The organism is Pseudomonas onubensis (assembly GCF_965653655.1).
Lineage (GTDB): Bacteria > Pseudomonadota > Gammaproteobacteria > Pseudomonadales > Pseudomonadaceae > Aquipseudomonas.
The window spans coordinates 1-20,377 of the sequence record NZ_CBFHAZ010000047.1; the positions used below are offsets into that span (position 1 = coordinate 1).

Sequence of the window (20,377 nt, forward strand, 5' to 3'; positions counted from 1 at the left end):
AGCCACACATGTGCTGACTGACACTACGCCTTCGCGAGCAAGCCCGCTCCCACATTGGGTACTGCGGTGGTTATTGGTTTTTGACTAACACCGGCTCTGCGCGGTACTGGTCGGGGAACAGTTTTTTGAGCTGCGCTACCTTGGGCAAATCATTGATCACGATGTAAGGGTAAGACGGGTTCTCGGTCAGAAAGTCCTGGTGGTAGGACTCCGCCGGGTAAAACGCCTTGCCCATCTCCACCTTGGTGACAATCGGCTTGTCGAAGGCTTTGGCTGCGTCCAACTGGGCGATGTACGCCTGGGCGACCTTTTGCTGTTCGGCATTTTGCGCAAAGATTTCCGAACGGTACTGGGTGCCGCTGTCCGGGCCCTGGCGGTTCAGTTCTGTGGGGTTGTGGGCCACCGAGAAGTAGATCTGCAACAGCTTGCCGTAGCTGACCTTGCTCGGGTCGTAAGTCACCGACACCGATTCGGCGTGGCCGGTATCGCCGTCGCTGACCGACTCGTACTGGGCCGTGTTGGCCGCGCCGCCGTCATAGCCGGATACCGCGTTTTTGACCCCTTGCACATGTTGGAACACGCCCTGGACACCCCAGAAGCAACCACCGGCGAACACCGCGGTTTGCAGGTTGCCGGAGTCGGCCGGCAGGTCCATGGCCGGCGGCGCGATCATCACCGCGTCTTCGGCGCCACTGAAGGAGAAGGCCGAGCTTTGGCCGACGAAAGCGGCGAAGGCAAGCGCGGGTAAAAACTTGAGAAGCTTCATCACAGTCACTCCAGTGCAACTGAATAAACAAGGCCAAAATGTGGGAGCGGGCTTGCTCGCGAATGCGATCCAACAGTCACAAAAGCTTTGGCAGATCGAACGCTTTCGCGAGCAAGCCCGCTCCCACACTGATTGGGTTATCACTTCATGTCAGGCTTAGCCGAAGGTGAAGGCATAGGCCGACACATGCGAATCAAGAAATTCGATGCTGAAGGTACGGTCCTTAACGCCGGCGGGCTGACGCACCAGCTGGTACAGGCGTTGCTCGGTCACCGTACCGCTGCCATCCGGCGCCACATCGGTGCCATGGGCATCGCCTGGCGCCTGGCCATCAATCGTCACCTTAAAGCGCACCGGCTTGCCATCGGCGCCAGGCCCCAGCACCAGGTGCAGGTCACGGGCATGGAAGCGGTAAACCACACGCCCACCGGCCTGGTCGAGGGTGGCTTGCTGGCCGCCGACATTCCATTGGCCTTCCAGGGTCCAGTTGTTCAGGGCCAGGTGGCCGGCCGCCGGGTAATTCACCACTGTGTCGGTGCCCAGCGAGCCGGTGGTGACGAAGTTTTCCGCACGCTGGAAGCCCAGGTAGGTTTCCGGCGATTGCACTTCGTTCATGTCCGGCGCTTGCTGCACACCCTTGGCATCGGCCTCGATCAAGCCACCGGCGACGTTGGTCGCGCCGGCCTCACGCAGCAGTTGCTGAATCACGCGCTCCGACTCGGCATAGTCGCCTTCACCGAAGTGGTGATAACGAATCTGGCCCTTGGCATCGGCAAAGTAATGCGCCGGCCAGTATTGGTTGTTGAAGGCGCGCCAGATCTTGTAGTTGTTGTCGATCGCCACCGGGTAGGTGATGCCCAGGTCTTTCATGGCCTTGGTGACGTTGTTCACGTCGCGTTCAAAGGCAAACTCCGGGGCGTGTACGCCGATCACTACCAAGCCCTGGTCTTTGTATTTCTCGGCCCAGGCTTTGACGTATGGCAAGGTGCGCAGGCAGTTGATGCAGGAGTAGGTCCAGAAATCCACCAGCACCACTTTGCCCTTGAGTGCTTCGGCGCTCAGCGGCGGGCTGTTGAGCCATTGCACCGCGCCCTCCAGCGGCGGCAGTGAGCCTTCGATTGGCAGCGTGTCGCTGTGGTTGGCCGCCGCCATCATGGCGCCACCGGCCATCATCGCCACGCTCTTCTGCGCAGGCTTGGCGCTCAGTGTGTCGACCAGGCTTTGTTCGAGGCCACCAGTAGAAGCGGTCGACAGACGTGACAGCACGCCAGTGTCCAGGCCCAGGGCGATGGCAGCCACACCGGCCAACATCAGTGCCCCCAGGCCTCGGCGCAGCCATTCACCGGCGCCCAGGGATTTTTTCATCAAGCCAAAGACTTTACCGCCGACCAGCAACGCCAAGGCCAGGGAGGTGGCAGCCCCGGCCGCGTAAGCCAGCAAGAGCAAGGTAGTACCGATGCTGGCCCCTTGCAGCGCCGCGCCGGTCAACACCAGCCCGAGGATTGGCCCGGCGCAAGGCGCCCAGAGCAAACCGGTGGCCACGCCGATCAGGAACGACGCGCCCGGACGCGGTTTGGCATCGGCCCCGGCGGCTTCCGACAAGCGGCTGCCGGCGGCCACCAAGGGCCGCGTCAGTCGCTCCGACAGCTGTGGCAGCAACAGCGTGAGCCCGAACAGGGCAACGCACAGCAACGCGAGCCAACGCCCGTATTGATTGACTTGCACCACCCAACCGCCGCCCACCGCAGCCAGTGAGGCCACCAGGGCGAATGTCACCGCCATCCCCGCTAACAGCGGCAAGCCACTGCGCATAAACGGCTGCCCGGTGCGAGCGAAGACAAAAGGCAGAACAGGCAGGATGCACGGGCTGACAATTGTCAGCACGCCGCCCAGATACGCGAGAACCAGCAGCCACATGGGATCGACCCTTATATGAATTAAAAATGGACATCGGCTTAAGCCGCCGTGAACGTCATGGCGGCGCCATTCATGCAATAGCGCAGGCCGGTAGGTGCCGGGCCGTCGTCAAATACGTGGCCTTGGTGGCCACCGCAACGGCGGCAGTGGATTTCCTTGCGCACCACGCCATAGGAGGTGTCGACGTGGCTGGCGACCGCGTTGTCCAGCGGCTGCCAGAAACTTGGCCAGCCGGTACGGCTGTCAAACTTGGTGGTCGAGGAGAACAGCGGTAATGCGCAACCGGCACAGGCAAAGGTGCCGGCGCGGTGTTCGTCATTGAGTGCGCTGCTGTAGGGGCGCTCAGTGCCCTCCTCGCGCAGCACGTCAAATTGCTCGGCTGTCAGCAAACTGCGCCACTGGGCTTCGGTGTGGTTGACCTCAAAGGTTTCGGCCGCTTCGACTTCGGTGACCATGTTCAGCTGTTTCAGCAGGCCCCCGGCCAGGACGGCGACGCCCAGGCCACCACCGGCCAGCAGCATTTGTCGACGTGAGTACATACGATTCTCCTCAACCCATAAATAATCTGGCGGGTGTACACCTGTGGCGAGCGAGCTTGCTCGCGCTGGGCTGCGTAGCGGCCCTAAAAAAAAGCGGGAGCGCTGCGCACTCCAGCGCGAGCAAGCTCGCTCGCCACGACAGCGCACTTGCAATGTCGCCATCCTGAGCCTTGGACGGTCGCGAAATCCTCACGCAGAGTTAAACAATTCGTGATAACTACACTGTTGCAAAAGCCGCACAATGCGCGAACTACAAGCGAAGGTTTTGTTTTATGGATCAGCCCAAACGTGTCCTGGTGGTCGAGGACGATGCCCATATTGCCGACTTGATCTGCCTGCACCTGCGCGACGAGCAGTTCGAGGTGGTGCACAGCGCCGACGGCACCGAAGGCCTGGGCCTGCTCGAACAAGGGGGCTGGGATGCACTGATCCTCGACCTGATGCTGCCCGGTGTCGACGGCCTGGAAATCTGCCGCCGTGCCCGCGCCATGGCGCGCTACACACCGATCATCATCACCAGCGCGCGCTCCAGCGAATTGCACCGCATCCTCGGCCTGGAGCTGGGCGCCGATGACTATCTGGCCAAGCCGTTCTCGATGCCGGAGCTGGTGGCGCGGGTCAAGGCCCTGTTGCGCCGGGTCGACGCGATGGCGCGCAACCTGAAGATGGACGCCGGCAGCCTTGAGTTGGGCGCGTTGTTCATCAACCCGCTGACCCGTGATGCAAGCTTGCAAGGCCAGCGCCTGGATCTGACGCCGCGCGAATTCGACCTGCTGTACTTCTTTGCCCGTCAGCCCGGCAAAGTCTTCTCGCGCATGGACCTGCTCAACGCCGTGTGGGGCTACAGCCACGAAGGCTACGAGCACACCGTGAACACCCATATCAACCGGCTGCGCGCCAAGGTCGAGGTCGACCCGGCCAACCCGGCGCGCATCCTTACGGTGTGGGGCCATGGCTACAAATTCGCCGAGAGCGCCGCATGAAGTTGACCCTGACGCAACGCCTGTCGGTGGTGTTTGCCGTGTTGCTGGTGATCTGCAGCGGCACTTCGGCCTGGCTGCAGGTGCGCTCCAACCACATGCATGAACTGGAAGTGGTGCAAGGCCTGTCCCGCGACCTGGCGGCGCACATTGCCCGCGATACCCAACTGATGGACGCCGACGGCCTCAAGCCGGATGCCGTGCGCAACCTGTTCAGCCAATTGATGCTGGTTAACCCAAGTGTCGAGGTGTACCTGCTCGATATTGACGGCCGTGTGGTCGGTAACGCCGCCCCCAGCGGGCATTTGCTGCGTGACCACGTGGACCTCGCGCCGGTTCGGCGCTTTCTCAGCGGCGCCATGCTGCCGATTCTGGGGGATGACCCGCGCAGCGTCGACGGGCGCAAAGTGTTTAGCGCTGCGCCGCTCAAGGCCAACGGCCAGCAAACCGGGTTTCTGTACGTAGTGCTGCTGGGCGAAGCCCATGATGTATACGACGCCAAGGACGCCACCGGCATGGCCTTGAAGATCGCCCTGTGGTCCATCGGCCTGGTCGCCCTGCTCTGCCTGATGGCGGGCCTGATCGCCTTTGCCTGGATCACCCGCCCCCTGCGCCAACTGACCGACAAGGTCGGCCAGTTCGACATTAACGGCGCGCCGAAAGCCGCCGAAACGAAGGTGCCCGAACTCAACAGCGGCGACGAAATCGCCGTGCTCGATCACGCCTTCGTGCAAATGCAAAACCGCCTGGGCGAGCAATGGCGCGCCATCACCCATCAAGACCAGGAACGCCGGGAGATGGTCGCCAATATTTCCCACGACCTGCGCACGCCGCTGGCGTCCTTGCATGGCTACCTGGAAACGCTGTCGCTCAAGGATGCGAGCCTGAGCCCCGAAGAGCGCCGGCGCTACCTGGGCATCGCGCTGGACCAGAGCCGCAAAGTTGGCGGGCTGGCCCAGTCACTGCTGGAGTTGGTGCGCCTGGAGCATGGTTTTGTGCAGCCGGTGATTGAGGGCTTCTCGCTGCCGGATCTGGTGCAAGACATTTTCCAGAAATTCGAATTGACCGCCGAAGCCCGTGCCATCACCCTCACCGCCACCCTGCCGCCCAAGGTGCCGACGGTGCTGGCCGACCTGGGCCTGATCGAGCGGGTGCTCACCAACCTGCTGGACAACGCGCTGCGTCATACGCCGGTGAATGGCGAAGTCGAGGTGATCCTGGCGCCGGAGGCCGGTGCCGTGGCGGTGACGGTCAGCGACAGCGGCCCCGGAATCGATGCCGAATTGCGCGAGGGTTTGTTCCTGCGCGCCTTCACCATCGGCGGCGCGCGCCGCGATGGCGGCCTGGGCTTGCGCATCGTGCACCGCATCCTGCAACTGCACGGGCGCAGTATCGAACTGGTGGAGCGCCCAGGGCATGGCGCGACGTTCAGGTTCTCCCTGCAAACCCGAGCCTCAACACGTTGACTTGCGGCTAAGCTGGCATGGCGGCCTGTGCCGCCATGCCTTTTTGCAGTGCCTGCGCCCTTTGCCAACCAGCCCCCGCACGTTTGCTCAGGGTTTACAGCAGGCCTCCGCCGTCGATATCAATTACCGCGCCGGTGACAAAGCCATTTTCCATGGCCAGCACGTACCCCGCCGCAACCTCCTCTGCCTGCCCGACTCGCCCAACGGGCAATGCCGCACCCGCCTTGGCGAACATCGCCAGGCGTTGCTCCTCTGCAAGCCCCGCGTACGCTGGCGTATCAATCACGCCCGGGCTGATCACGTTGACCCGCCGTGGCGCCAACTCTTTTGCAAGCTGCTTGCCCAGCGCTTCAGTCGCCGCATTGATACCGGTCTTGATGAACTGACCGGGCATCAACTTACGACCCAGTTGGCCCGAGGTCAGGCTGATGCTGCCGTGCTCGGCCAAAAATGGCAGCGCCTGTTGGATCGCACGCAATGCACCCCAGAGTTTCACGTTGAAATTTTCCTGGGCCTCGTCCAGATCCGTCTCGATCAGCGGTTTGGCCCGCACCGACGGACCGGAGGTAAACACCAAGTGGTCAAAGCGCCCGACCGTCTCGAACAAACGTTGCAAGGAGGCGCTGTCGGTGACGTCCACCGGCTCGCTGCGCACGCCATTGCCCGCACCGGAGGTCAAACGGCGCCCGGCCAGCACCACGTGTGCGCCACGGGCGGTGGCAGCCTTGGCCACGGCGGCACCGATGCCGCTGCTGCCGCCGATCACGATGACGGTTTTACCGCTGAGGGAAGATGTCATGGGGTTGCTACCTGGCTGAAAAAATGAGCGTTGATCTTCTCAGCTTGGCAATCGGCGAAAAATCCCGGTAAAACGACAAGATCTTTAAAGGATTTTTACAAATGAGCTCGACCCTGGACCTTGAAGTGTTCGTACGTACCGCCGACACCGGCAGCCTGTCGGCGGCGGCGCGCAGCCTCAACCTTACCCCGGCGGCGGCGAGTATTGCGCTCAAGCGCCTGGAAACCCGGCTGGGCATTCGCCTGCTGGCCCGCTCCACGCGCAGCATGCGCCTGACCGAAGAAGGCCGACGCTACCTGGACAGCGTGCGGGTGGCCCTCGAAGCGCTGGCCGAAGGGGAACAGGCGATCAAGCAACAAGGCCAGAGCCTGAGTGGGTTATTGCAACTGGCGGCACCTTCGGACTTCGGCCGTAACGTACTGCTGGGCTGGCTGGATGAGTTCAAGCTCGAACATCCGACGATCCGCCTGCAGTTGCTGCTCAACGACAGCAACGCGGATCTGTTCCGCGACACCGTCGACATTGCCCTGCGCTTTGGTGTGCCGAGGGACTCCAGCCTGGTGGCGTTGCCCGTGGTGCCCGGCCACCATCGCATCCCCTGCGCCAGCCCTGATTACCTGGCGCGCCATGGCACACCGCGTACGCCGGCTGACCTGGCGCAGCACAGCACGCTGCGCTACATGCGCCGTGGGCAGGCGAATAGCACTTGGTATTTTCGCCAGGGTGCGTTACTGCAAGAGGTCGAGGTGTCGGGCGACTACCTGAGCGACGACGGTGAAATCGTGCGGCGCTGGGCGCTGGCCGGCCACGGCATTGCTTACAAGGCCAATCTGGATATTGCCGGCGATATCAGGGCCGGGCGGTTGGTGCCGCTGCTGCCCGACTGGCAAGGCGAGCCTACGCCGTTCAACCTGATGTGCCCGCACCGCTTGCAAGTGTCGGAACGGGTGAAAGTGCTGCATGGTTTTCTACAGCAGCGCTGCCAGACCTTGCTGAGTGCATGAAGAAACGCGCGCAGGGCTTGTTCCAGAGCCGTTGAGTCTGGTATTGCATGGTTGACGTTTCCCTGCCATGAGGAGCTTTGCATGATTTACCGCACATTGGGCGAGTCCGGGTTGAAGGTCAGCGCGCTGACCCTGGGCACCATGATGTTTGGCGAGCAGACCAACACGGAAGACTCGCTGCGCATCATCGACAAGGCCTGGGACCAGGGCATTAATTTTATCGACACCGCCGACGTCTACACCGGCGGGCGTTCCGAAGAAATCGTCGGCGAAGCGATCACCCGCCATCGGGCGGATTGGGTGGTGGCGTCCAAAGTCGGTTTCGGCCCGGCAGACGGTTTGCCCAACCGCAGTGGCTTGAGCCGCAAACGCATTTTCAATGCGCTGGAAGCCAGCCTGACGCGCCTGGACACCGACTACCTGGACATCTACTACCTGCACCGCGAGGACCACGACACGCCGCTGGAAGTCACCGTGTCGGCGATTGGCGACCTGATCCGCCAAGGCAAGATCCGCTATTGGGGGCTGTCCAACTACCGGGGCTGGCGTATCGCCGAAGTGATTCGCCTGGCCGAACGCCTGGGTGTCGACAAACCGGTTATCAGCCAGCCGCTGTACAACATCGTCAACCGCCAGGCTGAAGTCGAGCAGATCACCGCAGCCGCTGCCTATGGCTTGGGCGTAGTGCCTTACAGCCCATTGGCGCGAGGAGTACTCAGTGGCAAATACGCGCCCGACGTGACGCCCGAAGCTGGCAGCCGTGCGGCGCGCCAGGACAAGCGCATCCTGGAAACCGAGTGGCGGGTGGAATCGCTGCGCATCGCCCAGCAGATTCAGCAGTACACCCAAGGGCGTGGCGTGGGGATTGTCGAGTTTGCGATTGCCTGGGTGCTGAACAACTCGGCGGTGAGTTCGGCGATTGTCGGGCCGCGTACCGAGGCGCAGTGGGATGCATACACCGGCGCGCTGGAAGTGAAAATCACGGCAGAAGATGAGGCGTTTATTGACTCGCTGGTGACGCCGGGGCATTCGTCTACGCCGGGGTTTAATGACGTGAGCCATTTTGTGTCAGGGCGTATTAGTCGGTAGTCATACCCCGCCCACAGTCGCCAGTGTGGGCGGGTTTGTTGGTTACCGAGTTATAGTTTTATATCCGCTTTTACACCTAACCCATGGGCGGCTTCCCTGGCCTCTTCTTGTGTCACAGGTTGTTGTTTTAATATCTTCGCCAGCACGGCGGCGACAGATCTGTAAGTACCATAGCCAGGCACAAACCCCTGAGCGGTAGTCGCAAAGTGGGTCAGTATCGCGTCCATTTCACTTTTTGGCAGACCGAATACCCTGCCGATATCGTTGTTCTTATTCAAGAAAAGTAATACGGCATTGACGGGGTTATCCAGGCCTCGCTCGACTGTATCGGCAGTTGCTTTGTCCACGCCAAACGCTTGCAGAAGCGTTGAGACGCCGGAAAATGGACTTTCCAGGAAGTTGGCGAAGGCATTGACTACAGAATCCAAATCACCATTGCCCCTGAAAGCGAGTGCTCTCAGTTGCGGCAATGTGATGGGGGCCAGTGGCAGTTGACTATGAGCGCCATTTCTAAGGAAATAAAAATTCCCCTTGTCACCGGAACCTAGCAAATTACCGTAAAAGTCATACCGATAGACCACTTTCTCGCCATCCGGTCGCACGCCGCTAAAGGTCGGCCGGCCTGCATCGACCGATTCCAGTTGCTGATTGACAAGGCCATTGACGAACATAATTGTCGTGGGGTTTTCACTGGTTCGATCCAAGTGTTCAAACACATTCCCTACGATCTGCTTGCCTGGCCCCATCAGCATTTTGGGCGCACTGCCTTCAGATGCGGATGCCCGCTCCTGTAAAGCTGTTCTGACCGGGGATGACGCATTTCTGTCTCCAAAATGGGTAAGAAACGCATTAAACGCGTCGGGCTTTTTCGGTAGATTTTTCAAAAAATCGTCAATTGCCTCATAGCTTTTAAACTCATAACTTGATTTAAAGTCCTGCTCCGGCATCCACAGTACGAAATTCACAGCACCCGGAACGATCGGTTCGCGTTTGACAATGAAACTATGCCTGGCCTGATAAGGCCCCACGTTGAAACTGTAAGCACTCACGCGAGGTTGTTGGGATGTGTCTGAAGCGGCAACAGCATCCAATAATGTTTTTCCGTCCGCCGTGAGTACACCGCTTTTGGTATCGCGCGCAACCGACTCGGAAAAGGTCTTATAGACTTCAAGTTTGGTCCAGGAAGGTGTGTCACCTTTCGGAAATGCAAAGCTTTCGCCCCACCTGCCGATAATACCGGGCAAGCCGTTGAAGGTGGCGGGTGAAGAACCGTAATAGGGGGAGATGCGCTGCATGGAGTGGCCTCGTTATCTAATGTTTAAGTCTGCAACCCCCCTGAACCATTCCTTGCCAGAGTCACGGTTATCATCACGCAGTGATGACGCCCGTCAAAGTCGCGTTTACTAACTTCTTTCCATTAGTTAAAGCTTTTGCAGGGCGTTGATAACCCGTGCAAAACGTTCCGTGCAAAACTAAGCGTGGTCATGCTAGCCACGCGAAGTCATACTTATGTGGGGTGAACGTGGGAATATGTTCCATTAAAACGACTTAATCGACGTGACAAAGAATGTCGTGAACCCTATATTCCCCACCTAAGTTGCCCCCTTCTTCTGTAAAAATCAGCGTTCGCGAGGACAGTGTGTCTAAAGGTGTTGTTTTATCGGTCTTGGCCTCGGTGATGTTTGCCGTGATGTATTACTTCACCTCGCTGCTCACGCCCTTGAGCGGCCTGGAGATTTTTGGTTGGCGCATGCTGCTGACCGTGCCGTGTATGACCGTGTTCATGATGGTCAGCGGTGAATGGCGGCGCGTGTGGGAGTTGCTGCGGATGCTGGCGGCCAAGCCGCGATTGATCGGCGGCGTGGTGCTGTCGTCGGCCCTGCTGGGCGTGCAATTGTGGTTGTTTATGTGGGCGCCGCTGAATGGGCGCAGCCTGGATGTGTCAGTGGGCTATTTCCTGCTGCCGCTGACCATGGTGCTGACCGGGCGCCTGGTATACGGGGAACGCTTGTCGCGCTTGCAGCAAATCGCGGTAGTTTTTGCCGCGCTCGGGGTGCTCAATGAGTTGTACCAGGCAGGTGGTTTTTCCTGGGCCACCCTGGTGGTGATCATCGGTTACCCGGTGTACTTCGTGGTGCGTAAATACCTGCACACTGATCACTTGGGTGGCTTGTGGCTGGACATGGCGCTGATGTTGCCGGTGGCCTGGTGGTTTGTGCAGCACGGCGAACAAGGCTTTGCCGTGCTCGATGTGCACCCCAAGCTGTATGCGTTGATTCCGATGCTGGGTTTGATCAGTGCCTCGGCGTTGGTGAGCTATATCATTGCCAGCCGCTTATTGGCCTTCAGCCTGTTCGGGCTGCTGAGCTACGTGGAGCCGGTGTTGCTGCTCTTCGTGGCGTTGTTGCTGGGTGAAGGCATCAAGGGCGGCCAGTGGCTGACGTATATCCCGATCTGGCTGGCCGTGATGGTGCTGGTGTATGAAGGCTTCAAACATCTGGTGCGTCAGCGCAAAGCTTAAGATGTGCAGGCACTAAAAAGCCCGGCTGAGAACCCTCTCAGCCGGGCTTTTTTGTTGCTGACGCTTAGTCGGTGGTCAGTACACCGCGACGCACCTGGTCACGCTCGATCGACTCGAACAGTGCCTTGAAGTTGCCCTCGCCAAACCCATCGTCGCCTTTGCGCTGGATGAACTCGAAGAACACCGGGCCCATCAGGGTTTCCGAGAAGATCTGCAGCAGCAGACGCTTGTCGCCCTCGATCGAGGAACCATCCAGCAAAATACCGCGTGCCTGCAGTTGGTCCACCGGTTCGCCATGGTTGGGCAGGCGGCCTTCGAGCATTTCGTAGTAGGTGTCTGGCGGCGCGGTCATGAAGCGCATGCCGATCTTCTTCAGCGCATCCCAGGTCTTGACCAGGTCTTCGGTGAGGAACGCCACGTGCTGGATGCCTTCGCCGTTGAACTGCATCAGGAACTCTTCGATCTGGCCCGCGCCTTTGGACGATTCCTCGTTCAGCGGGATGCGGATCATGCCGTCCGGGGCGCTCATGGCCTTGGACGTCAGGCCGGTGTATTCGCCCTTGATATCGAAGTAGCGTGCTTCACGGAAGTTGAACAGCTTCTCGTAGAAGTTGGCCCAGTAGACCATGCGGCCGCGATACACGTTGTGGGTCAGGTGGTCGATGACCTTGAGGCCCGCCCCTACCGGGTTGCGGTCCACGCCTTCGAGGTACACGAAGTCGATGTCGTAGATCGAGCTGCCTTCGCCAAAACGGTCGATCAGGTACAGCGGCGCTCCGCCGATGCCCTTGATGGCTGGCAGGTTGAGTTCCATCGGGCCGGTTTCGATATGGATCGGCTGGGCGCCCAGTTCCAACGCGCGGTTGTAGGCTTGCTGCGAGTCTTTGACGCGGAATGCCATGCCGCACACCGAAGGGCCGTGTTCGGCGGCAAAGTACGACGCCAGGCTGTCGGGCTGGTTGTTGAGGATCAGGTTGATCTCGCCCTGGCGATACAGGTGCACGTTTTTGGAGCGGTGGGTCGCCACTTTGGTGAAACCCATGATTTCGAAGATCGGCTCCAGGGTGCCCGGAGTCGGCGATGCGAATTCGATAAATTCAAAGCCCATCAGGCCCATTGGGTTTTCGTATTGGTCGGCCATTTCGGCACCTCATCATTCTTGTAAGTAGCAAGCAGTCAATTACAGGCAAGGATGAGGTTGCACGGTGGCGCACACGAGAGGCCCCGCACGCTGCGGGCGAGGAAGTCACCAAAAATGAGGGGGGAGCCGAGTAGCTTCATGATTACATCAGTCTCTGACGGCCGAGGCTTGCGTGAGCGCAAGTCCATATTCTTGTATGCGTAAATCGATTCTACACAGCGTAACAGTATTTGTCCGCACTCTTATCAAATCCCTATTGCCTTTGGCTGCGCAAGGGGTTTGTTGCATAAATAGATGCCCAACAGGATCACCGCGCCGCCCAACACCATGGGCAATGTCAGTTGCTCGCCGAGCAGCAGCGCGCCACAGATCACCGCCGTCAGCGGGTTCAGCGCAATGAACACGCCTGCGCGGGTTGCACCGATACGCCGGATGCCATCGTAATAACCGATGTACGCCAGCGCGGAGCCGAACACGCCCAAATACACCAGGCTCACCACCTGCGGCCAGTGCAGGCTGGCGAGCCCTTCAACCGTGAAGCGCCCGGTGAGTGCAGTGACCAGCGTCAGCATCAGAGTACCGAGCAACACTGACCACGTGACGGTTTGCAACGGCCCCAGGCTTTGATTCAGCGCCCGGGAAAACAACGAGTAAATCCCCCACCCCAGCACACAGCCAAAAATCGGTACGTCACCCTGCCAGGTACTCGATGCACCTTGCAGCACCTGCGGGTTGCGACTGACGATCACCAGCGCAGCGCCGGCCAGGCACACGGCGATGCCCACGACCTTGGCAGCGCCGAGGCGCTCTTTGAACAACCACCAGGAAGCCAGGGCAATCACGGCCGGGTTCAACGCCACGATCAACGAGGCGCGCGAGGCATTGATGTAATGCAGGCCGTAGAAAAAACACAGGTTGTAGAAAAAAATTCCGAAAAAACCCAGTACCGCCAGACGCAGCAGTTGCCGGGGACGTGGCCGCGCTAGCGGGATGCGTGCGCACAGCATGAACAGCAGCAGCGCCAGGCTGGCAAGGATAAACCGCAGGCTGGCAGCCAGCAGTGGGTCGACTTGATTGGCCAGGTAGCGCCCGGCGACAAAAGTGCCGCCCCAAATCATGCTGACAGCGGCGAGCTTGAGGTACGTGAGGCGATCAGACAGAAGATGCATTGGCAATTGCTCGACAGGCGACAGGATTGGCATATTCTTCGACTAATGTTAGCTAATCGTAAAATGAGCCTTTACTCATGACCTTGACCCAACTGGAAATTTTTTCCCTGGTGGCCGAACTGCAAGGTTTTACCAGTGCGGCACACCGCCTGGGCATCAGCCAGTCGGCGGTGTCCCATGCCGTCAAGGCTCTGGAGCAGGAGTTGGGCGTGGATTTGTTCCGGCGCCACCAGACGCGGGTGGAGCTGAGCGATATCGGCGCGCAATTACTTGGGCGTGCCCGTGCCATGCTCGGCCTGGCCGCGACCTTGCAGCAGGAAGCCGCCGATGCGCGCGGTATGAAGCGCGGCACCCTGCGCATCGGCTCCTTTGGGCCTACCGCGTCGGTGCGCTTGTTGCCGGCAATCCTCAGCCATTTTCGGCAGGCCTACCCGGGTATCGAAGTGCATGTGGACGAAGGGCCTGACCGGCAAGTCATCCAGTGGCTGGACGAGCGGCGCGTCGACGTGGGTTTTGTGGTGCTCGCCGACACGCAAACAGACAGCGAACGCTTCGACACCGTGGCGTTGTTCGAGGATCAGCTGGTCGCGTTGTTGCCGGCCAACCATGCGCTGGTTGCCAGCACGTCAGTGCCGTTGAAAGCACTGTGTGATGATCCGTTCATTCTCACCGAGGCGGGTTCGTCGGAGTTGGTGATGCGCTTGTTCAGTGTTGCCCGATTGCGGCCTAACGTGCGGTATCGCTGCGCGCAATTGCTCAGCACACTGGCGGCTGTCAGCCGTGGCGACGGAGTGAGCATCGTGGCGCAGGCATCGTTGCCGGAACAAGCCGACAGCCGTTATGTCGCGCGTCCGTTGTCGCCGCCGGTCCCGCGCCGGATCGGCCTGGCGGTGCTGGACCGGCGCCAAGCCTCTCCGGCAACCCTGGCGTTCCTCGCTCTTGCGCAGAGGTGGGTCACCGATAAACCCGTGTAACCGTGGTAAGGCCATTCAAGTGAGCGCCACAGCGTAATGCCATCTATCATCGGCACACACCTCTCTTTTTATTCCGTTATTGGCTGCCCCTATGCCCCTCACCGCCAAAGGCCCTCGAAGCCGCACTGCACGCGCTTTTTTCAGCAGCGTTTGCGGTCTGCTCCCCGTTTTACTGGGGGTTGTGATTCTTCACTGGCAAGCCGAACGCACCCTGGAACAAAGCACTGCCCAAACCGCCCTGGAAGCGGTACGCCAATTCGATTTGATGCTCGACAACACCGCCCTCGCCGCCCAAGCCTTGCTGCCACTGGCCGGCCAACCGTGCGACAACGGCGCGCAACTGGCACTGCGCGAACAAGTCACTCGGCGCCCCTTCGTTCGGGCTACCACCTTGTCCTGGCAGAAAAACATTTATTGCAGCTCGTTGTTCGGCGGCAATTACCAGTCGCCCGTCAACCCGGACGATTACGTGGATGGCACGCTGTGGTTGATGAACGGCAACCCGGTAACGCCGGATACCGCACTGTTGGTTTACCGCCTGGTCGATGGCGATAAAGCCGCGTTTGCCTCGGTTGACGGTTATCACCTGACCAACGCCTTGCGTCTGATCAGCCGCTACGCGGATCTGATCCTGCAAGTGGGGCCAAACTGGCTGGACGACGACGGTAAGGTGCACACCACCGCCGTCCCGCAGTTTGCGGTGGCTCATCAGCACCTGGCCTCTGAGCGTTATCGTTACAGTGTCGACGCGGGCATGCCGGCCGGTGAGGTATGGCGGTACATGGAGGCGCGTTACCCGGCGCTGTTCAGCTTGTTGGTATTTTTTGGTGTGTTGGCGGGCGTGTTGGCGCACTGGCTGCAAAAGCGCTCGTCGGCGCCGACCCATGAGTTGCAGCGCGCGTTGGGGGCCAACGAATTTATTCCGTATTTCCAGCCTGTGGTGCGCGGTGACACCCGTGAGTGGGCCGGCTGTGAAGTGTTGATGCGCTGGCAACATCCAAAGGAAGGCCTGGTGCGCCCTGACCTGTTCATCCCGTTGGCCGAACACTCCGGCCTGATTGTGCCGATGACCCGCTCGCTACTGCGCCAGACCGCCGCACAACTGGCCCCGCATGCCGAGCGCTTCAGCCCGGGCTTCCATATCGGCGTGAACATCACCGCCAGTCACTGCCAGGACCTGGACCTGGTGCAGGACTGCCGGGAGTTTCTCGCCGCTTTCGCGCCTGGCCAGGTGACGCTGGTCTTGGAGTTGACCGAACGTGAACTGATTCAGCCCACCGACATCACTGCCCGCCTGTTCGACGCCCTGCATCAACTGGGGGTGATGATCGCGATTGATGACTTCGGCACCGGCCATTCCAGCCTGGGTTACTTGCGCAACTTCAATGTCGACTACTTGAAAATCGATCAAAGCTTTGTCGCCATGATTGGCGCCGATGCACTCTCAAGGCATATTCTGGACAGCATCATAGAACTCAGCGCCAAGCTGGACCTGGGTATAGTGGCCGAGGGCGTGGAAACAGCAGAGCAATGCGAATACCTTGCAGCCCAAGGTGTGGATTTCCTGCAGGGCTACCTGTTCGGCCGGCCGTTACCCTTTGAAGCATTCATTAAGTCGTTGACCAGCCATTGAATAGCCATCTAGTCCGTTGGATGAAATAATCTTATTTAGGTAACGCCGTGATTTACTCGTGCGGCATTAACTACTACAATTTTTCCTGCCTGTGCTGAACTCGCAGAAAGGCCACTTTCTTTGAGTTACCTTAAAGCTCTTGGCCTACACGCTTTATCTGCAGTTGATGTCAGCCAACAACACTATTGGAGTACAGATTTTGTCCAGACTCGCCGAATTTCGCGCAGCAGAAAAAGCCCTTCAAGAACAGCTGGCCCAGCTGGAATCCTTGAAGAATGACGCCGGCCTGAAAAAAGAAATCGAATTCGAAGAAAAGCTGCAAGGGCTGATGAAGCACTACGGCAAAGGCCTGCGCGACATCATCTCGATCCTTGATCCTAACCCTGGCAAAGCCAGCGCAGCGGCTGCCGCACCAAAACAGCGCCGCGCACGCGTGGTCAAGGTTTACCACAACCCGCACACCGGCGAACTGATCGAAACCAAAGGCGGCAACCACCGCGGCCTGAAAGCCTGGAAAGAACAGTATGGCGCTGCCACTGTAGATTCCTGGTTGCGCGGCTGATCGAAAGACGCTGCAAAAAACCCCGCTGATGCGGGGTTTTTTTTGCTTCGAAAACGAACTTAATCAAGTGTTCACTTTGTTCAAAAACGAGCGATATAACCCGCTCAAAGTTTAAGGCTATCACGCACCGAACTGACTTCTTCCTTACTGGCTTCATAGGCCTCAGCCTGACCAGCGAAGGAAAAGACATAGGCTTTATCGGTATCAACTGCGCCGACCAATGTTTGTGACAATATGTGCCGACCGTTCTCGGTAATCACGCAAGTAGTTTCCAGCGCCTCAAGACGGCTCAAGGTGGTGGTGTGCATCTTGGTGCACACGCTTTGATAACCGCTGCCGGCAAAATCCTTCTGGATGGATTTGCGCATTTCCAGCAATACGCCTTGAAGATTAACTTTATGGCCCGCCTCAATCGGTGTGCCGGTCAACTCCATGACCATCAAGGTGTTGCCGTTTTCATCATTCTTGATTGCGCGTTGGCGGGACACCGCCTGCGGTTTTACCGGCGCTTCGTCGTCGGGCACTACTTCCTCGACTTGCCAGCCGCTGGGCCAATGAATTTCCGGGTCGGCCGCCAACACAAAGGGGCTGCCCAGCAACATGCACATAGCGCTCAACAGCGGTTTACGAAATTCAATCATCAAGAAACACACCCAAGGTCCAAGCGTCGAAGTTTGAGCCCGGCACCCTTGGCTCGCAAGGGCTGAGTGAGCTTTTTCATTTGGCTCGGCCGGCAACGCTTGCGTATCATGGCGTTGCGGCACGGATGCCGGCCGCAAGCCAAGGGACCACTCAAGTCACGAGTCGCGTTTGCCCCATTTTTTCTGGAGGGCCCATGAGCCTGCACGATCTGAACACTTTCCCGGGCGTCACTGCCCAACCTGACACCGCCACCTCGAACTTCGTGTTCAACCACACCATGCTGCGGGTCAAGGACATCACCAAATCGCTGGATTTCTACACCCGCGTCCTGGGCTTTTCCCTGGTTGAGAAACGCGATTTTCCGGAAGCTGAATTCAGCCTGTATTTCCTGGCCCTGGTGGACAAGGCCCAGATCCCGGCCGACGCCGCGGCGCGTACGCAGTGGATGAAGTCGATCCCGGGCATCCTCGAATTGACCCACAACCACGGCACCGAAAACGATGCCGACTTCGCTTACCACAACGGCAACACCGACCCGCGTGGCTTTGGCCATATCTGCATTTCAGTGCCGGATATCGTCGCGGCCTGCGAGCGTTTTGAAGCGCTGGGCTGTGATTTCCAGAAGCGCCTGAGCGATGGCCGCATGAAAAGCCTGGCGTTCATCAAAGACCCGGATGCTTACTGGGTTGAGATTATTCAGCCAGCGCCGCTGTAAGCGTTCTGCGTGACGCGCAGCGTCACCGGATGCATTCCCACGTAGAACGCGGGAACGAAAAAACCCCATGATCACTCATGGGGTTTTTTATTTACGCTACCTGAATTTATGCCGGTGCCGACGTGCGGATCAGGTGATCAAAAGCACTCAGCGAAGCCTTCGCGCCCTCGCCTACTGCAATCACGATTTGCTTGTACGGCACGGTCGTCACGTCACCGGCAGCAAACACGCCCGGCAGTGAAGTTTCGCCACGCGCATCGACGATGATCTCGCCGCGCGGGGTCAATTCCACCGTGCCTTTGAGCCAGTCGGTGTTGGGTAGCAAGCCGATCTGGACAAAAATGCCTTCCAGCTCGATGGTCTTGAACTCGCCGCTGTCGCGATCCTTGTACGCCAGGCCGGTGACTTTCTGGCCGTCGCCTTTGACTTCACTGGTGAGCGCGCTGGTGATCACGTCAACGTTCGGCAGGCTGTAGAGCTTGCGCTGCAACACGGCATCGGCGCGCAGTTTGCTGTCGAACTCGAGCAGGGTCACGTGGCTGACGATACCGGCCAGGTCAATGGCCGCTTCAACGCCGGAGTTACCGCCGCCGATCACTGCCACACGCTTGCCTTTGAACAACGGGCCGTCGCAATGCGGGCAGAAGCACACGCCCCTGGCCTTGTATTCCTGCTCGCCCGGCACACCCATTTCGCGCCAGCGGGCACCGGTGGCCAGAATCACGGTCTTGGACTTGAGGGTCGCACCGCTTTCAAAGCGAATTTCGTGCAGCTCACCGGCATTTTTTGCCGGGACCAGGCTGCTGGCACGTTGCAGGTTCATGATGTCCACGTCGTACTGACGCACATGCGCTTCCAGCGCGCTGGCCAGCTTCGGCCCTTCGGTCTCCTGCACGGAGATGAAGTTTTCGATGGACATGGTGTCCAGCACCTGGCCGCCGAAGCGCTCAGCGGCCACGCCGGTGCGAATGCCTTTACGTGCGGCGTAGATCGCAGCAGCAGAACCGGCCGGGCCACCACCAACAACAAGTACATCAAAGGCGTCTTTGGCGCTGATTTTCTCGGCGGCCTTTTCGATACCGCTGGTGTCGAGCTTGGCAAGGATCTCTTCCAGGCCCATGCGGCCCTGGCCGAAGTTCACGCCATTGAGGTACACGCTGGGCACCGCCATGACCTGGCGTTCATCGACTTCAGCCTGGAACAGCGCGCCGTCGATGGCGACGTGGCGGATGTTCGGGTTAAGCACGGCCATCAGGTTCAGCGCCTGGACCACGTCCGGGCAGTTCTGGCACGACAGCGAAAAGTAGGTCTCGAAGCTGAACTCGCCCTTCAAGGCGCGAATCTGTTCAATCACTTCGACACTGGCCTTCGACGGGTGGCCACCGACTTGCAGCAGGGCCAGCACCAGCGAAGTAAATTCATGGCCCATGGGGATGCCGGCAAAACGCAGGCTGATATCGGCACCCGGACGGTTGATGGAGAACGACGGCTTGCGCGCATCACTGCCATCGGTTTTGAGGGTAATCAGCGTAGTAAGGCTGCTTACGTCCTGCAAAAGGGCAAGCATTTCCTGGGATTTCGCACCGTCGTCGAGGGAGGCGACGATCTCGATCGGCTGGGTGACCCGTTCCAGGTATGACTTCAACTGAGCTTTAAGATTGGCGTCCAACATACGGGCGATTTCCTATTAATTCGGTTTATTGCAGACAAAAAAACGCCCGAGCGAAACTCGCCCGGGCGTTTTGAGGGCGGTGCAGCTTACTTAAGGTGCGGCAATCCGCCCTTGATGTTTCACAGACTTAGATCTTGCCGACCAGGTCCAGGGACGGAGCCAGAGTAGCCTCGCCTTCTTTCCACTTGGCTGGGCAGACTTCGCCTGGGTGAGCAGCGACGTACTGAGCGGCCTTGATTTTGCGCAGCAGCTCGGAAGCGTCACGGCCAACACCGCCGTCGTTCAGTTCAACGATTTTGATCTGACCTTCCGGGTTGATTACGAAAGTACCGCGGTCTGCCAGGCCGGCTTCTTCGATCAGCACGTCGAAGTTGCGCGAGATGGTCAGGGTTGGGTCGCCGATCATGGTGTACTGGATTTTGCCAATGGCTGGCGAAGTGTTGTGCCAGGCAGCGTGAGCAAAATGGGTGTCGGTGGAAACGCTGTAGATCTCGACGCCCAGTTTCTGGAATTCGGCGTAGTTGTCAGCCAGGTCTTCCAGTTCGGTTGGGCAAACGAAGGTGAAGTCGGCCGGGTAGAAGAAAACTACCGACCATTTGCCTTTCAGGTCAGCGTCAGTCACATCTACGAAGTTGCCGTTTTTGTAGGCGGTCGCTTTGAACGGTTTTACTTGGCTGTTGATGATAGGCATCGGTGACTCTCCGTCAGTGGTTGAAAAGTTGATGAGATGAATCCTACCCACTCTTTCCCTTGATGGCTCATTGGCAAACCTGATGCTGACGATTGGT

The 20,377-nt window shown here is 59.2% G+C and carries 19 protein-coding genes; 9 read left to right on the plus strand and 10 right to left on the minus strand.

Going from position 1 to position 20,377, the window contains the following annotated elements; translation table 11 throughout:
• Positions 1 to 70: 70 nt before the first annotated feature.
• The 3 genes from msrA to msrB form a co-directional block, all read right to left on the minus strand.
• Positions 71 to 766, minus strand: coding sequence for a peptide-methionine (S)-S-oxide reductase MsrA (msrA, locus tag ACTD9P_RS16465; protein WP_438868517.1), 696 nt, complete (start codon positions 764 to 766; stop codon positions 71 to 73).
• 156 nt (positions 767 to 922) lie between these two features.
• The gene (locus ACTD9P_RS16470) at positions 923 to 2,683 is read right to left on the minus strand and encodes a cytochrome c biogenesis protein DipZ (protein ID WP_438868518.1); all 1,761 of its coding nucleotides are present in this window, start codon (positions 2,681 to 2,683) and stop codon (positions 923 to 925) included.
• A 38-nt stretch (positions 2,684 to 2,721) separates the two neighbouring features.
• Positions 2,722 to 3,222 carry a peptide-methionine (R)-S-oxide reductase MsrB gene (msrB, locus tag ACTD9P_RS16475; RefSeq protein WP_438868519.1) on the minus strand — a complete coding sequence of 167 codons (501 nt, stop codon included), beginning with the start codon at positions 3,220 to 3,222 and terminating at the stop codon, positions 2,722 to 2,724.
• A 272-nt stretch (positions 3,223 to 3,494) separates the two neighbouring features.
• On the opposite strand from msrB, the gene ACTD9P_RS16480 reads away from it, so the two are divergent.
• Positions 3,495 to 4,205, plus strand: coding sequence for a response regulator transcription factor (locus ACTD9P_RS16480; RefSeq protein WP_438868521.1), 711 nt, complete (start codon positions 3,495 to 3,497; stop codon positions 4,203 to 4,205).
• On the plus strand, positions 4,202 to 5,668 hold the full coding sequence (locus tag ACTD9P_RS16485) for a sensor histidine kinase (protein ID WP_438868522.1): 1,467 nt from the start codon (positions 4,202 to 4,204) through the stop codon (positions 5,666 to 5,668). Before ACTD9P_RS16480 ends, ACTD9P_RS16485 begins: the two co-directional genes overlap by 4 nt.
• A gap of 94 nt (positions 5,669 to 5,762) precedes the next feature.
• Here the strand turns inward: ACTD9P_RS16485 and ACTD9P_RS16490 are convergent, their stop codons facing one another.
• Positions 5,763 to 6,467, minus strand: a complete 705-nt coding sequence (locus ACTD9P_RS16490; RefSeq protein WP_438868523.1) for an SDR family oxidoreductase — start codon at positions 6,465 to 6,467, stop codon at positions 5,763 to 5,765.
• Positions 6,468 to 6,568: 101 nt separating this feature from the next.
• Here ACTD9P_RS16490 and ACTD9P_RS16495 point away from each other — a divergent pair, with 101 nt between their 5' ends.
• Together ACTD9P_RS16495 and ACTD9P_RS16500 are read left to right on the plus strand one after the other, a co-directional pair.
• Positions 6,569 to 7,471 (plus strand): LysR family transcriptional regulator, encoded by a 903-nt coding sequence (locus tag ACTD9P_RS16495; protein ID WP_438868524.1) that lies wholly within the window; start codon positions 6,569 to 6,571, stop codon positions 7,469 to 7,471.
• A gap of 81 nt (positions 7,472 to 7,552) precedes the next feature.
• Entirely contained in the window at positions 7,553 to 8,560 is a 1,008-nt protein-coding gene (locus ACTD9P_RS16500) for an aldo/keto reductase (RefSeq protein ID WP_438868525.1), read from the plus strand.
• 50 nt (positions 8,561 to 8,610) lie between these two features.
• Here the strand turns inward: ACTD9P_RS16500 and ACTD9P_RS16505 are convergent, their stop codons facing one another.
• Positions 8,611 to 9,855, minus strand: a complete 1,245-nt coding sequence (locus tag ACTD9P_RS16505; protein WP_438868526.1) for a hypothetical protein — start codon at positions 9,853 to 9,855, stop codon at positions 8,611 to 8,613.
• Positions 9,856 to 10,199: 344 nt separating this feature from the next.
• Between ACTD9P_RS16505 and rarD the strand changes: the two genes are divergently transcribed.
• Entirely contained in the window at positions 10,200 to 11,081 is an 882-nt protein-coding gene (gene rarD, locus ACTD9P_RS16510; protein WP_438868527.1) for an EamA family transporter RarD, read from the plus strand.
• A gap of 64 nt (positions 11,082 to 11,145) precedes the next feature.
• Here the strand turns inward: rarD and hppD are convergent, their stop codons facing one another.
• Together hppD and ACTD9P_RS16520 are read right to left on the minus strand one after the other, a co-directional pair.
• Positions 11,146 to 12,222 (minus strand): 4-hydroxyphenylpyruvate dioxygenase, encoded by a 1,077-nt coding sequence (hppD, locus tag ACTD9P_RS16515; RefSeq protein ID WP_017135508.1) that lies wholly within the window; start codon positions 12,220 to 12,222, stop codon positions 11,146 to 11,148.
• A gap of 245 nt (positions 12,223 to 12,467) precedes the next feature.
• Positions 12,468 to 13,391, minus strand: coding sequence for a DMT family transporter (locus ACTD9P_RS16520; protein WP_438868528.1), 924 nt, complete (start codon positions 13,389 to 13,391; stop codon positions 12,468 to 12,470).
• A 77-nt stretch (positions 13,392 to 13,468) separates the two neighbouring features.
• On the opposite strand from ACTD9P_RS16520, the gene ACTD9P_RS16525 reads away from it, so the two are divergent.
• The 3 genes from ACTD9P_RS16525 (at position 13,469) to ACTD9P_RS16535 (ending at position 16,560) form a co-directional block, all read left to right on the plus strand.
• Positions 13,469 to 14,365 carry a LysR family transcriptional regulator gene (locus ACTD9P_RS16525; protein ID WP_438868529.1) on the plus strand — a complete coding sequence of 299 codons (897 nt, stop codon included), beginning with the start codon at positions 13,469 to 13,471 and terminating at the stop codon, positions 14,363 to 14,365.
• A gap of 91 nt (positions 14,366 to 14,456) precedes the next feature.
• The gene (locus tag ACTD9P_RS16530; protein WP_438868530.1) at positions 14,457 to 15,998 is read left to right on the plus strand and encodes an EAL domain-containing protein; all 1,542 of its coding nucleotides are present in this window, start codon (positions 14,457 to 14,459) and stop codon (positions 15,996 to 15,998) included.
• A gap of 199 nt (positions 15,999 to 16,197) precedes the next feature.
• A complete protein-coding gene (locus tag ACTD9P_RS16535) occupies positions 16,198 to 16,560 on the plus strand; it encodes a histone-like nucleoid-structuring protein, MvaT/MvaU family (RefSeq protein WP_065929983.1) in 363 nt (120 codons plus the stop codon).
• A 104-nt stretch (positions 16,561 to 16,664) separates the two neighbouring features.
• Here the strand turns inward: ACTD9P_RS16535 and ACTD9P_RS16540 are convergent, their stop codons facing one another.
• Positions 16,665 to 17,201 carry a DUF4946 domain-containing protein gene (locus tag ACTD9P_RS16540; RefSeq protein ID WP_438868532.1) on the minus strand — a complete coding sequence of 179 codons (537 nt, stop codon included), beginning with the start codon at positions 17,199 to 17,201 and terminating at the stop codon, positions 16,665 to 16,667.
• A 194-nt stretch (positions 17,202 to 17,395) separates the two neighbouring features.
• Between ACTD9P_RS16540 and gloA the strand changes: the two genes are divergently transcribed.
• Positions 17,396 to 17,917, plus strand: a complete 522-nt coding sequence (gene gloA, locus ACTD9P_RS16545; RefSeq protein ID WP_017135498.1) for a lactoylglutathione lyase — start codon at positions 17,396 to 17,398, stop codon at positions 17,915 to 17,917.
• A gap of 106 nt (positions 17,918 to 18,023) precedes the next feature.
• Here gloA and ahpF read toward each other — a convergent pair whose 3' ends face one another.
• Positions 18,024 to 19,589 (minus strand): alkyl hydroperoxide reductase subunit F, encoded by a 1,566-nt coding sequence (gene ahpF, locus ACTD9P_RS16550; protein ID WP_438868533.1) that lies wholly within the window; start codon positions 19,587 to 19,589, stop codon positions 18,024 to 18,026.
• Positions 19,590 to 19,716: 127 nt separating this feature from the next.
• Entirely contained in the window at positions 19,717 to 20,280 is a 564-nt protein-coding gene (ahpC, locus tag ACTD9P_RS16555; protein WP_003173835.1) for an alkyl hydroperoxide reductase subunit C, read from the minus strand.
• Positions 20,281 to 20,377: the final 97 nt, after the last annotated feature.

Coding starts and splice junctions, on each gene's coding strand:
- msrA (WP_438868517.1), bottom strand. CDS start 766: ATGAAGCTTCTCAAGTTTTTACCCGCGCTTGCCTTCGCCGCTTTCGTC.
- ACTD9P_RS16470 (WP_438868518.1), bottom strand. CDS start 2,683: ATGTGGCTGCTGGTTCTCGCGTATCTGGGCGGCGTGCTGACAATTGTC.
- msrB (WP_438868519.1), bottom strand. CDS start 3,222: ATGTACTCACGTCGACAAATGCTGCTGGCCGGTGGTGGCCTGGGCGTC.
- ACTD9P_RS16480 (WP_438868521.1), top strand. CDS start 3,495: ATGGATCAGCCCAAACGTGTCCTGGTGGTCGAGGACGATGCCCATATT.
- ACTD9P_RS16485 (WP_438868522.1), top strand. CDS start 4,202: ATGAAGTTGACCCTGACGCAACGCCTGTCGGTGGTGTTTGCCGTGTTG.
- ACTD9P_RS16490 (WP_438868523.1), bottom strand. CDS start 6,467: ATGACATCTTCCCTCAGCGGTAAAACCGTCATCGTGATCGGCGGCAGC.
- ACTD9P_RS16495 (WP_438868524.1), top strand. CDS start 6,569: ATGAGCTCGACCCTGGACCTTGAAGTGTTCGTACGTACCGCCGACACC.
- ACTD9P_RS16500 (WP_438868525.1), top strand. CDS start 7,553: ATGATTTACCGCACATTGGGCGAGTCCGGGTTGAAGGTCAGCGCGCTG.
- ACTD9P_RS16505 (WP_438868526.1), bottom strand. CDS start 9,855: ATGCAGCGCATCTCCCCCTATTACGGTTCTTCACCCGCCACCTTCAAC.
- hppD (WP_017135508.1), bottom strand. CDS start 12,222: ATGGCCGACCAATACGAAAACCCAATGGGCCTGATGGGCTTTGAATTT.
- ACTD9P_RS16520 (WP_438868528.1), bottom strand. CDS start 13,391: ATGCATCTTCTGTCTGATCGCCTCACGTACCTCAAGCTCGCCGCTGTC.
- ACTD9P_RS16525 (WP_438868529.1), top strand. CDS start 13,469: ATGACCTTGACCCAACTGGAAATTTTTTCCCTGGTGGCCGAACTGCAA.
- ACTD9P_RS16530 (WP_438868530.1), top strand. CDS start 14,457: ATGCCCCTCACCGCCAAAGGCCCTCGAAGCCGCACTGCACGCGCTTTT.
- ACTD9P_RS16540 (WP_438868532.1), bottom strand. CDS start 17,201: ATGATTGAATTTCGTAAACCGCTGTTGAGCGCTATGTGCATGTTGCTG.
- gloA (WP_017135498.1), top strand. CDS start 17,396: ATGAGCCTGCACGATCTGAACACTTTCCCGGGCGTCACTGCCCAACCT.
- ahpF (WP_438868533.1), bottom strand. CDS start 19,589: ATGTTGGACGCCAATCTTAAAGCTCAGTTGAAGTCATACCTGGAACGG.
- ahpC (WP_003173835.1), bottom strand. CDS start 20,280: ATGCCTATCATCAACAGCCAAGTAAAACCGTTCAAAGCGACCGCCTAC.